Origin of the sequence: Paraburkholderia acidiphila, assembly GCF_009789655.1 — a bacterium.
Taxonomy (GTDB): domain Bacteria; phylum Pseudomonadota; class Gammaproteobacteria; order Burkholderiales; family Burkholderiaceae; genus Paraburkholderia; species Paraburkholderia acidiphila.
Window position 1 is genome coordinate 1,305,903 of sequence record NZ_CP046909.1, and the last position, 12,446, is coordinate 1,318,348.

Genomic DNA, 12,446 nt, shown 5'->3' on the forward strand with positions numbered 1-12,446 from the left:
CGCAGGCAGCTGGGCAACGCAGGCGGTGGGCGCGCTCTCGCACTGAAATGGCAGGATTCGATATGACGAGCAGTTCCACCGTCAACCTTCTCGATCTCGACGCCCAAGGGCTCGTCGCCTATTGCGAGAGCCTGGGCGAGAAGCCGTTTCGCGCCAAACAGCTTCAGCGCTGGATCCATCAGTACAACGCCGCCGACTTCGACGGCATGACGGATCTCGCCAAATCGCTGCGCGAGAAGCTCAAGGGGCGCGCCACCATCGGCATGCCCGGCATCATTAGCGACAACGTTTCCTCCGACGGCACGCGCAAATGGCTCGTGGACGTCGGCAACGGCAACGCGGTCGAAACCGTGTTCATCCCCGAAGACAATCGCGGCACGCTGTGCGTGTCGTCGCAGGCAGGGTGCGCGGTCAATTGCCGGTTCTGTTCAACCGGCAAGCAAGGTTTTTCACGCAATCTCACCACCGCCGAGATCATCGGCCAGCTGCGCATGGCGGAGTTCGCCTTGCGCGCCTCGCTCCTCGGTGAGGCGGGTGGACGTGCGACCGGCGGCGACGGCAAGGGCGAACGCGTCATCACGAACGTCGTGATGATGGGTATGGGCGAGCCGCTGCTGAACTACGACGCGGTCGTGCCGGCCATGCGCCTGATGCTCGACGACAACGCCTACGGCCTGTCGCGCCGGCGTGTCACGCTGTCCACGTCGGGCGTCGTGCCGATGATGGACCGTCTCGGGGCCGAACTCCCCGTGGCGCTCGCCGTCTCCTTGCACGCACCGAACGACGCGCTGCGCGACGAACTCGTGCCGCTCAATCGCAAGTACCCGCTGCGCGAGTTGATGGCGGCTTGCCAGCGCTACCTGGAAGTCGCGCCGCGCGACTTCATCACGTTCGAGTACTGCATGCTCGACGGCGTCAACGACACCGAAAAGCACGCGCGTGAATTGCTAGCCGTTACCCGTGACGTGCCGTGCAAGTTCAATCTGATCCCGTTCAATCCGTTCCCCGAGTCGGGCCTGCTGCGCTCGAAATCGGACCAGATCAAGCGCTTCGCGCAGATTCTGATGGATGCAGGCGTCGTCACGACCGTGCGCAAGACGCGCGGCGACGACATCGACGCGGCTTGCGGGCAGCTCGCCGGCGAGGTGAAGGACCGCACGCGCCTTGCTGAGCGCACGAGCCGCAACGCGGGCAAGGTCATCGAAGTGCGGCCGGTTCAGCACTGAGCCGGCATGAGGAGGGCCCACGGCGGCGTGCGGGGGAAACGCGCGGTCGTAGGTGGTAGTAAAAGAAGCGTTGCAGAAGCGATCGGAAGCGGCCAAAGGTTTTACAACGTGGCCGCGCAATTTGTTATAAACGGTCTGCGAATCGGGTAGAGGCGGGGCGGGACGCGCCCCACCGGTTCCAGAATTGAAAAGAATCGACGCAAGGACTTTGGGATGAGCGAGCCGCAGCACCCTTTCGGGACAGACGGAACTGACAGCAACGCAGGTCGTTCGGCGCCGGGCGCGACGCCCTCGCCGGTGCAGGCCGTGCCCGACACACTGGCCGCGGCCGGCGCGCGTCTCGCGCAGCTGCGCGAGGCCAAGGGTTGGGCGATCGAAGATGTCTCGGCACGCCTGAAGGTGGCGGTGTCGAAGCTGCGCGAACTCGAAGCGGGCGATATCAGCCATTTGCCGGACACGACGTTCGCGCTCGGCGTGGTGCGTGCCTACGCGAAGCTGCTCGGCGCCGATCCCACGCCGTTCACGCAGGCCCTGCGCCGCGAGCGCGGCATTGCGCAGCCGGATCTGTCGATGCCCGCTTCGGCCGGCTCCGATCTGCCGCGCGGCCGCGTGTCGCTCTCGCTCGGCGGCGGTGGCGCGCGCGCGCCGCGCCGTCGCGCTTCGTGGCTGTGGGGCGTGGCGATCATCGTGGTCGCGGTGCTCGCGCTTTCCATGTGGCACACGAACAGTGGCGAATCGTCGGCGTGGTTTGCTCGCCTGAAGGCGATGGCAAACGGCGCGAGCGTGCAGCCGGCCGCGTCGTCGCCTACTGTCACGCAGGGCGTTGCGACCGGTAGCGAAGGGGCTTCCGCCGTCGAGGGCGCCGACCAGTCGGCGGCGCCGCAAGCCGGCGACGCCAACGATGCGGGCGACAACGCCAATGCCGCGCCCGATCAGGGCGCCGCGGCGAGCGCACCGCAAGCGGCGCCGCAGGCTGCGCAACCGGCACCTCAAGCAACGCAGCCGGTAGCTCAACCGGCGCAACCGGCAGTCGCGCCGGCGCCCCAGGCCGCGAAGCCCGCGGCTGCAAGCGCAGCGCCGGCTGCTGCCGTTACCAGCGCGGCAAGCGCCGCGCACGCCCAGGCGGCGAGCGCAGCGGCAGCGCAGAACGCGGCAGCCGACAACGGCGCGGACACCTCGACGTTCGCGATTCGCGTGACGCAGGACACCTGGGTCAGCGTGCGGCAGAAGGATGGCAAGGAAGTTTTCTCGGGCATGATCCACGGCAGCGACGCGCGTGAGATCACCGGCACCGAGCCGCTCAAGGTCACCGTGGGCAACAAGGCCGGCATCGAGTCGATGACCGTCGACGGCCAGCCGGTCGACACGTCGAAGTACGCGTCGGCGCGCGGCAACGTCGCGCGCTTCGTGCTGCCCTGATCAAGACATGGCACGCGTCGCGGCCGGGCAAGTCTCATTGCCGGCCGCGACGCAATTCACGCTGTGCCATCGCCAACGCATTGGCGCTAAGCACGCGTGAGGCGTAAATGGGTTTTTCGATGCAAAGCGAAACGCAATCCTCGACCAGCAACAGTCAGATCTGCTCGAACGAGCCGGTCCTCGGCGGCCACGCGCCGCGCCGCAAGTCGCATGCCGTGCATGTGCGCTGGGGCGGCCAGCTGGTGACGATCGGCGGCGACGCGCCGGTGCGCGTGCAGTCGATGACCAACACCGACACCGCGGATCCCATCGGCACCGCAATCCAGATCAAGGAACTCGCGCAGGCGGGCTCGGAACTCGTGCGGATCACGGTCAACACGCCGGAAGCCGCGGCGGCCGTGCCTCACATCCGCGAGCAGCTTGACCGCATGGGTGTGATGGTGCCGCTCGTCGGCGACTTCCACTACAACGGCCATCTGCTGCTGCGCGACTATCCCGCTTGCGCGGAGTCGCTCTCGAAGTACCGTATCAACCCGGGCAACGTGGGCCAGGGCGCGAAGCGCGACACACAGTACGCGCAAATGATCGAAGCGGCCATCAAGTACGACAAGCCGGTGCGTATCGGCGTGAACTGGGGCAGCCTCGACCAGGATCTGCTCGCGCGCATGATGGACGAAAACGGCGCACGCAAGGAGCCGTGGGAAGCGCAAAGCGTGATGTATGAAGCGCTCATCCAGTCGGCCATCGGCTCGGCCGAACGCGCCGTCGAACTCGGCCTTGGCCGCGACAAGATCATCCTGTCGTGCAAGGTGAGCGGCGTGCAGGATCTGATCGCCGTCTACCAGGAACTCGCGAAGCGCTGCGATTTCGCGCTGCATCTGGGTCTCACGGAAGCGGGCATGGGCTCGAAGGGCATCGTCGCTTCGACGGCGGCGCTTTCCGTGCTGCTCCAGCAGGGTATTGGCGACACGATCCGCATCTCGCTCACGCCGGAACCCGGCGGCGCGCGCACGGGCGAAGTCGTGGTCGGCCAGGAAATCCTGCAGACCATGGGCCTGCGCTCGTTCACGCCGATGGTTATCGCTTGCCCCGGTTGCGGCCGCACGACCAGCACGCTGTTCCAGGAACTGGCTTCGCAGATCCAGGGCTATCTGCGCGCGCAGATGCCGGTTTGGCGCGACGAGTATCCCGGCGTCGAGACGATGAACGTCGCCGTGATGGGCTGCATCGTGAACGGCCCGGGCGAGTCGAAGCACGCGAACATCGGCATCAGCCTGCCGGGCTCGGGCGAGAACCCGGCGGCGCCGGTCTTCATCGACGGCGAGAAGGTGAAGACGCTGCGCGGCGAGCGCATCGCCGAAGAATTCCAGCAGATCGTGAGCGACTACGTCGCGCGCAAGTACGGCAAGGCCGAAGCGACGAACTGAGCAGGGCGGCCGGTCCGCCTGTAGTTCGCTTGCAGCTCGATACGCACAACCGAATAAAGCCAATACGCAACGCAATGACTGAACAGAAACGCAAGCCCGAAAAGCTCACGGGCGTGAAGGGCATGAACGATATCCTGCCGCAGGAGGCAGGGCTGTGGGAATTCTTCGAGACCACGGTCAAGTCCCTGCTTCGTTCGTACGGCTATCAAAATATCCGCACGCCGATCGTCGAGCATACGCAGCTCTTTACGCGCGGCATCGGCGAAGTGACCGACATCGTCGAGAAGGAGATGTACAGCTTCACCGACGCGCTCAACGGCGAGAACCTCACGCTGCGCCCGGAAGGCACGGCAGCGGCCGTGCGTGCGTCGATCGAGCACAACATGCTCTACGACGGCCCGAAGCGCCTGTGGTACATCGGCCCGATGTTCCGTCACGAGCGTCCGCAGCGCGGCCGCTATCGCCAGTTCCATCAGGTGGGCGTCGAGGCGCTCGGTTTCGCGGGCCCCGATGCGGACGCTGAAATCATCCTGATGTGCCAGCGCCTCTGGGACGATCTCGGCCTCACCGGCATCAAGCTCGAAATCAATTCGCTCGGCGTGGCCGAAGAGCGTGCGGCGCATCGCGTCGAGCTGATCAAGTATCTCGAGCAGCACGTCGATCTGCTCGATGAAGACGGCAAGCGCCGCCTCTACACGAACCCGCTGCGCGTGCTCGACACGAAGAATCCCGCGCTGCAGGAGATCGCGGACAAGGCGCCGAAGCTGATCGACTTCCTCGGCGAGGCTTCGCTTGCGCACTTCGAAGGCCTGCAGCGCATCCTCAAGTCGAACAATATTCCGTTCAAGATCAACCCGCGTCTCGTGCGCGGTCTCGATTACTACAATCTGACCGTGTTCGAATGGGTGACCGACAAGCTCGGCGCGCAGGGCACGGTCGCGGCGGGCGGCCGTTACGATCCGCTGATCGAGCAGCTGGGCGGCAAGCCGACGGCGGCGTGCGGCTGGGCCATGGGCATCGAGCGCATTCTCGAATTGCTCAAGGAAGAAGACCTCGTGCCGGAAGAAGACGGTTGCGATGTCTACGTTGTCCACCAGGGCGACGCCGCTCGCGAGCAGGCGTTCATCGTGGCGGAGCGTCTGCGCGACACGGGCCTCGACGTTATTTTGCATTGCAGTGCCGACGGTCAGAGCGCGAGCTTCAAGTCGCAAATGAAGCGCGCGGATGCGAGCGGCGCGGCGTTTGCGGTGGTGCTCGGCGAGGATGAAGTGGCCAAGGGCGAGGCCGGTGTGAAGGCGCTGCGCGGCACGGCCGCGGAGGCCCGCAGCGAGCAACAAACGGTAGCGCTTGAGGACTTGACCGAATATCTGATCAATGCGATGGTTGCATCCGCCGAAGACGGCGACGACTAATAGGGCCGCCCCAAAGGGGCTGCCCAGTTCGCTGCGCATTCGAAAACAGGCTTCAGAATAAACGAGGAATCGCTACGCGATGAGTTACCACGACGAACAGGAATCGATCGAGAGCTTCAAGGCATGGTGGGGGCAGTGGGGTAACGCCGCTACATGGGTCGTGCTGATCGTTCTGCTCGCGCTCGCTGCGTGGAACGGCTGGAACTTCTGGCAGCGCCGTCAGGCGGCCGAAGCCGCCGTGCTGTACGACCAGGTGCAGCAGGCCGCGAACAGCAGCGACAAGGCCATGCTCACGCGTGTGGCATCCGACATGGAAGACCGCTTCGGCGGCACGGCGTACGCGCAGATGACGGCGCTTGGCGTGGCCAAGGCGCTCTATATGGCGGGGGACACGGCCGGTGCGAAGGCGCAGCTGCAATGGGCCGCCGATCACGCGAAGGACGACGAATTCCGCCAGATCGCGAAGCTGCGTCTCGCTTCGCTTCTGCTCGACGAAAAGGCCTACGATCAGGGCCTCGCGCTGATTCCGCAACCCGATTCGGGGCCGTTCAAGGGCATCGTGGCCGACGGCCGTGGCGATCTGCTGGCCGCGGCCGGCAAGCGCGACGACGCGCGCGCGGCCTACAAATTGGCCCTCGACAGCCTGCCGAAGAGCGACGCTTCCGAGCGCCAGTTGATCCAGTTCAAGCTGGATGCGCTCGGCGGCTAATTTGCCGGCTAAGTTGTGTAGCGCGCCGTACGTGCGCGCAGCATTGCGAAACTATTCAAACCAACTTCATTCATGCGTCGTTCACCGATGAATCTGCTGAAACGAACCGTTGTGCCCGTCGCTCTCGCGATGACCGTCCTGGCTCTCGCAGCCTGCTCATCGACGAAAGACGTGCGCCGCGTGCCGGTGCCGCTGACCGATTTCAAGCCGGCGCTGGATGTCCAGCAGGTGTGGAAGTCGAGTGTCGGCAAGGCCGGCCGCTATCTGTTCGCGCCGGTCGCGGTGGGCGACGCCGTCTACGCAGCGGGCGAGAACGGCTCGGTTGCGAAGATCGACGCCGCGTCGGGCAAGGACATCTGGCGCACCAAGCTCAAGGACGACATCTCGGCGGGCGTGGGCAGCGACGGCAATCTCACGGCCGTCGGTGGCCTGAAGGGCGATGTCTACGTGCTCGACTCGAACGGCAAGCTTTCGTGGCAGGCCAAGGCGCCGGGTGAAATCATCTCGCCGCCGCTCGTCGGCAACGGTCTCGTGATCGTGCGCACGATCGACGGCCAGATCGTCGCCTTCAATGGCCAGACGGGCGAGCAGAAGTGGATTTACCGCAACCGCGCCGTGCCGCTGAATCTGCGCGTGTCGGCGGGCATGACGTTCGCGGGCGACCAGGCCGTGCTGGCCGGCTTCCCGGGCGGCTCGTTCGCCGCGATCAACCTGCAAAGCGGCGACGCATTCTGGGAAACGCCGGTGTCGTACCCGAAGGGCGTGACGGAAGTCGAGCGTATCAACGACGTGAGCGGGCCGCCCACGCTGGTGGGCGCCACGACCTGCGCGGTCACGTTCCAGGGGCAGGTTGGCTGCTTCGACGCCAATTCGGGCCGTCCGATGTGGCAAAAGGCGTTCTCGAGCACGAGCGGCATTGCGCAGGACGAATCCACGGTGGTGGGTGGCGACGACTGGTCGGTCGTGAGGGCGTTCAGCGTGTCGACGGGCGAGCCGAGCTGGACGAACGAGAAGCTCAAGAGCCGCGACGTCAGCGTGCCCGCGTTGCTGGGCCATGCGGTCGTGCTCGGCGACTTCGAGGGCTACGTGCATTTCCTCTCGCTCGACGACGGCAGCTTCGTCTCGCGCGTGAAGACCGACGGCAGCCCGATCACGGCCGCGCCGGTGCTCGCGGGCAACACGCTGGTCGTGCAGACGAAGGACGGTGACCTGTACGGTCTTCGTCCGCATTAAGCGGGTTTGGCTGCGGCGGCTCCATCGGGGCGCGTCGCAGTTGTACGTTACGCCGGCTCGCGCGGCCGGCGTGCAAGGCAAGGCAAGCGCACAGACACGTGCACTGCGGGCAAAAGCACTTGGCAGCGCCTCACGAGCGGCGCTCTGATGCATGCAGAGGCACGAGGCTCCGGAACCGGCAGGTTCCGAAGCCTCATTCGCTGGCCGGCTCAAGCCGGCCATGCGCATTTTGGGACGACGGCGCGCACGACCTCGCCGTTCACCTGCTGCTTACCGTTACCGCCACGTGGCGGTTGCGCGGCGTCCAGCCCCGGTCGCGTTGCGCTTTCGGCTCGGGGCCGCGGCCCTGCTCGTGAATTTCGTGATAATTTGCAACTGATGCAGCCCCGCAGGCGCAGGGCTTGCCGCGCAACGCGCCGGACTCTCCGGTGCTGCGCCTTACTGTAGAAAAGATCAGATGAAACCCGTAATCGCCCTCGTCGGGCGCCCCAATGTGGGGAAATCCACGCTGTTCAACCGGCTCACGCGTTCGCGCGATGCGCTGGTGGCAGACCTGCCTGGCCTCACGCGCGACCGTCACTACGGTGAAGGGCGCGTGGGCGATCGCCCGTATCTCGTGGTTGACACCGGTGGCTTCGAGCCGGTCGCGAAAGACGGCATCCTGCACGAAATGGCGCGCCAGACGCGCCAGGCCGTGGAAGAGGCCGATATCGTCGTGTTTATTTGCGACGGCCGCAACGGACTCGCGCCCCAGGACAAGCACATCGCCGATTACCTGCGCAAGACCGGCCGGCCGATCTACCTTGTGGTGAACAAGGCCGAGGGCATGAAGTACAGCGCCGTGGCCGCCGACTTCTACGAACTCGGCCTCGGCGACCCGCGCGCGATTTCCGCGGCGCACGGCGACGGCGTGACGGAAATGATCAACGAAGCGCTTGAAAAGGCGTACGCAGATCAGCCGGAGGAAAGCGAAGAGGACGCCGCGAAGCACGGCGTCAAGATCGCGATCGTCGGCCGCCCGAACGTCGGCAAGTCGACGCTCGTCAATACGCTGATCGGCGAAGACCGCGTGATCGCGTTCGATATGCCGGGCACGACGCGCGATTCGATCTACGTGGATTTTGAGCGCAACGGCAAGAAGTACACGTTGATCGACACGGCAGGCCTGCGCCGCCGCGGCAAGGTGTTCGAAGCGATCGAGAAGTTCTCGGTGGTGAAGACGCTGCAGTCGATCGCCGATGCCAACGTGGTGATTCTGCTGCTCGATGCGCAGCAGGAAATCTCGGACCAGGACGCGCATATCGCGGGCTTCGTGGTGGAACAGGGCCGCGCGCTCGTGGTGGGCGTGAACAAGTGGGACGGCATGGACGACCACGCGCGCGAGCGCACCAAGCACCACCTGCAGCGCAAGCTGAAGTTCCTCGACTTCGCGGAAATGCGCTTCATCTCGGCGACGGAGAAGTTCGGCATCGGCCCGTTGATGCGCTCGGTGGACGACGCCTATGCCGCCGCCATGGCGAAGTTGCCCACGCCGAAGCTCACGCGCGCGCTCATCGAAGCCGTGGAGTTCCAGCAGCCGCGCCGCCGCGGCCCGGTGCGTCCGAAGCTGCGCTATGCGCACCAGGGGGGACAGAACCCGCCCATTATCGTCATTCACGGCAATGCACTCGACGCCGTGACGGAGACCTATAAACGCTATCTGGAGAACCGCTTCCGGGAAACTTTCTCGCTTACCGGCACTCCATTGCGCATAGAGTTTCGCTCCTCGACGAATCCCTATACCGAGAAAAACTAGGCTGTTGCTGAATAGCGTTCGCTACCCCGCAAAGGCCGCCTGGCCGAACCGCCAGGAACCGCGCGGGGGAACGAGAATCAGCTATAGTGTAGCGATTGGTGGTGGATTTCTTTTTCTTCACCCCAATATAAGTTAAACCTGCAAAAAAATACGGAGTTTGCTATGAGCAACAAAGGGCAATTGTTACAAGACCCGTTTCTGAACGCGCTGCGCAAGGAGCACGTGCCTGTTTCGATCTATCTGGTCAACGGCATCAAGCTTCAAGGGAACATCGAATCGTTCGACCAGTACGTCGTGTTGCTCCGTAATACGGTTACGCAAATGGTTTACAAGCACGCCATCTCCACGGTGGTTCCGGCCCGTCCGGTGAATTTCCACCCGGATACGGAAGCGTCCTGACCCATGACGCGGCCGGACCGGGGCGCCTCGCAGGCAGCTCTGGTCCGGCCGCTTTCATTTTGACATTCTCTAATTTGATCAACGCCGCACTCGTCGGCATCGACTTCGGCAAGACCGACTTCGAAGCCAGTCTCGAAGAACTCAGCCTGCTCGCCAAAAGCGCGGGCGCCACTCCTGCTGTCACGCTCACCGGGCGACGCTCCAGCCCCGACGCCGCCATGTTCATCGGCAGCGGCAAGGCCGAGGAACTGCGTCTCGCCTGTGAAGCGAACGACATTGAAATCGTCATCTTCAATCACGCGCTGTCGCCCGCCCAGCAACGTAATCTGGAGCGCGCGCTCAATCGTCGCGTGGTCGACCGCACGAGCCTCATCCTCGACATCTTCGCCCAGCGCGCCCGCAGCCATGAAGGCAAGCTGCAGGTCGAGCTCGCGCAGCTGCAATACCTCGCCACGCGCCTCGTGCGCGCCTGGACTCACCTTGAGCGTCAGAAGGGCGGTATCGGCCTGCGCGGTCCGGGTGAAACGCAGCTCGAAACCGACCGCCGGCTGATCGGCGAGCGCATCAAGATGCTGCAGGGCAAGCTTGCGAAGCTGCGTCGCCAGCACGGCACGCAGCGGCGCCAGCGCGAGCGCACCCGCACGATGTCGGTGTCGCTCGTGGGCTATACGAACGCCGGCAAGTCCACGCTCTTCAATGCGCTCACGAAGGCGCAGGCCTATGCCGCCGACCAGCTGTTCGCGACGCTCGACACGACCTCGCGGCGCCTCTGGCTCGGCGACGAAGTGGGCCAGATCGTGCTGTCCGATACCGTGGGGTTCATCCGCGAACTGCCTCACCAGTTGGTCGCCGCGTTTCGCGCGACGCTGCAGGAAACGGTTCAGGCCGACTTGCTGCTGCACGTGGTGGATGCGTCGAGTGCCGTGCGTCTCGACCAGATCGACGAGGTGAACAAGGTGCTGCACGATATCGGCGCGGACACGATCCGTCAGGTGCTGGTCTTCAACAAGATCGACGCCGTGCCGGAGCTGGCGACCCGCGGCGGAACGGTCGAGCGTGATGAATATGGTAATATTTCGCGCGTCTTTTTGAGCGCGCGCACGGGCGTCGGACTGGATGCGCTGCGCTCCGCCATCGCCGAAATCGCGACTGCCGAGCCGCTTGCCGATGCGTCGCAGTCCCTGGCCGCAGACTGGAGCGCGGTGCAGGAAGAACCTCGCTGGGAACCCGAACACGAGCGCTGAAGCGCGACCGGCGTTGTCTTGCACGCAAGGCCGGCACCGCGGCTCCGATGGAATCCGCACGCAATTGACCCGCTGTCTACTCTGGTGAACGAACACAGGTGAACGATTACAACAAGCGGACTGGCTGGCAGCGCGCGCGCGCCATTTTCTCGTTGAACGATCCGCGTTGGGGTCGAGGCGACGGCAATGGCCAGCGTTCTGACGACGGGCGTCGCCCGCCGGGCAATAACGGCAACAAGGGTGGCAACGGCGACAAGGGCGATGGTCCGCCGGATCTCGACGAAATGTGGCGCGACTTCAATCGCCGCGTGTCCGCTTTCTTCGGCCGCAAGGGCAAGGGCCCGGGCGGGTTCGGGCCGCGCCCGGACAATGGCCATGGCGCGCGTATCGGCGTGGGCATCGTGCTCGGCGTGCTGATTGCGATCTACGTGGGCAGCGGCGTGTTCGTCGTCCAGGAAGGGCAGGCCGGCGTTGTGCTGCAGTTCGGCCAGTATCGTCACACCGTGGGCCAGGGCGTGCACTGGCGCATGCCGTATCCGTTCCAGACGCATGAAATCGTCAATGTCGGCCAGATCCGCACCGTCGAGATCGGCCGCAACAACCTCGTACGTCCGGCGAACGTGAAGGACGCCGCGGTCATCACGCACGACGGCGACATTCTCAACGTGCGCTTTACCGTGCAGTACCAGGTCAAGCAGCCAACCGACTATCTGTTCCGCAGCGTCGATCCCGATCTCACCGTCACGCAGGCCGCGCAGGCCGCGGTGCGTACCGTGGTGGGCGCGCGCAGCACGAACGACATGCTTTACGCCGACCGCGAGCCGATTCGCGCCCAGCTCGCCGACACGATCCAGCACGCGCTCGATGTGTACAAGACGGGCCTTGGCGTGACCGGCGTGGCGATCCAGAGCGTCTCGGCGCCCGATCAGGTGCAGGCGGCACTCGACGACGAAGCCAAGGCGCGTCAGGACCGCGACCGCGCGAAGCGCGACGCGCAAGCCTATGCTGACCAGTTGCTGCCGCGCGCGCAGGCAGACGCGGCGCGTCTCATCGACGAAGCCAAGGCGTACAGCGAACGCGTGGTATCGCAGGCGCAGGGCGACGCGCAACGATTCACGCAGGTCTACGAACAATATGCGAAGGCGCCGGCTGTGATTCGCGAGCGCATGTATCTCGAGACGATGCAGCACATCTATTCGAATGCGACGAAAGTATTCGTCGACAGCAAGTCGGGCAACAACGTGATTTATCTGCCGCTCGACAAGCTCGTCGACATGACGCGCCAGCGCGCCGCGGTCGCGGCGGGCGCAACGGGCGCGGCTGCGTCCTCGGCCTCGAGCGCCGGTGCGGCAACGGCCGGCGCGGCTTCGGATGCCAATGCGGCCTCGACTCCTGCAGTCAGCAGCGACTCGCAGCCAGCGGCGCAGTCAGCGCTACAACCAGGCGCACAGCAGCAAGGCGTCCAGCAGCAGGGCGCAGCTCCCGCAACCACGGCCAGCGACGCGGCAGCCGCCGCGAGCGACGCCTTCCGTTCGCGCGATGCGTTCCGCTCGCGCGGCCGCGAAAGCGACGTGCAATAAGG

10 protein-coding genes are annotated in these 12,446 nt (G+C 65.1%); all 10 read left to right on the top strand.

Translation table 11 applies throughout. The annotated features are described in order from the left end of the window. The first annotated feature begins 62 nt into the window (after nt 1-62). The 10 genes from rlmN (at nt 63) to hflK (ending at nt 12,444) form a co-directional block, all read left to right on the top strand. Nucleotides 63-1,226 carry a 23S rRNA (adenine(2503)-C(2))-methyltransferase RlmN gene (gene rlmN, locus FAZ97_RS05845; RefSeq protein WP_158757602.1) on the top strand — a complete coding sequence of 388 codons (1,164 nt, stop codon included), beginning with the start codon at nt 63-65 and terminating at the stop codon, nt 1,224-1,226. A 213-nt stretch (nt 1,227-1,439) separates the two neighbouring features. Beyond that, nucleotides 1,440-2,645: a helix-turn-helix domain-containing protein gene (locus tag FAZ97_RS05850; protein ID WP_158757603.1), complete on the top strand. Its 1,206-nt coding sequence runs from the start codon at nt 1,440-1,442 to the stop codon at nt 2,643-2,645. A 119-nt stretch (nt 2,646-2,764) separates the two neighbouring features. Beyond that, nucleotides 2,765-4,072: a flavodoxin-dependent (E)-4-hydroxy-3-methylbut-2-enyl-diphosphate synthase gene (ispG, locus tag FAZ97_RS05855; RefSeq protein WP_199272089.1), complete on the top strand. Its 1,308-nt coding sequence runs from the start codon at nt 2,765-2,767 to the stop codon at nt 4,070-4,072. A gap of 74 nt (nt 4,073-4,146) precedes the next feature. Then, nucleotides 4,147-5,484: a histidine--tRNA ligase gene (hisS, locus tag FAZ97_RS05860; protein WP_158757605.1), complete on the top strand. Its 1,338-nt coding sequence runs from the start codon at nt 4,147-4,149 to the stop codon at nt 5,482-5,484. A gap of 79 nt (nt 5,485-5,563) precedes the next feature. Then, complete coding sequence (locus FAZ97_RS05865) at nt 5,564-6,193, top strand: YfgM family protein (protein ID WP_028204134.1); 630 nt, start codon at nt 5,564-5,566, stop codon at nt 6,191-6,193. 87 nt (nt 6,194-6,280) lie between these two features. Then, nucleotides 6,281-7,426 (top strand): outer membrane protein assembly factor BamB, encoded by a 1,146-nt coding sequence (gene bamB / locus FAZ97_RS05870; RefSeq protein ID WP_158757606.1) that lies wholly within the window; start codon nt 6,281-6,283, stop codon nt 7,424-7,426. 457 nt (nt 7,427-7,883) lie between these two features. Continuing rightward, entirely contained in the window at nt 7,884-9,221 is a 1,338-nt protein-coding gene (gene der, locus FAZ97_RS05875) for a ribosome biogenesis GTPase Der (RefSeq protein ID WP_158757607.1), read from the top strand. Between the two features lie 162 nt (nt 9,222-9,383). Then, nucleotides 9,384-9,620 carry an RNA chaperone Hfq gene (hfq, locus tag FAZ97_RS05880; protein WP_027793540.1) on the top strand — a complete coding sequence of 79 codons (237 nt, stop codon included), beginning with the start codon at nt 9,384-9,386 and terminating at the stop codon, nt 9,618-9,620. A 59-nt stretch (nt 9,621-9,679) separates the two neighbouring features. Next, on the top strand, nt 9,680-10,864 hold the full coding sequence (hflX, locus tag FAZ97_RS05885; RefSeq protein WP_233271641.1) for a GTPase HflX: 1,185 nt from the start codon (nt 9,680-9,682) through the stop codon (nt 10,862-10,864). 98 nt (nt 10,865-10,962) lie between these two features. Then, on the top strand, nt 10,963-12,444 hold the full coding sequence (gene hflK, locus FAZ97_RS05890; RefSeq protein ID WP_158757609.1) for an FtsH protease activity modulator HflK: 1,482 nt from the start codon (nt 10,963-10,965) through the stop codon (nt 12,442-12,444). Nucleotides 12,445-12,446 lie beyond the last annotated feature (2 nt).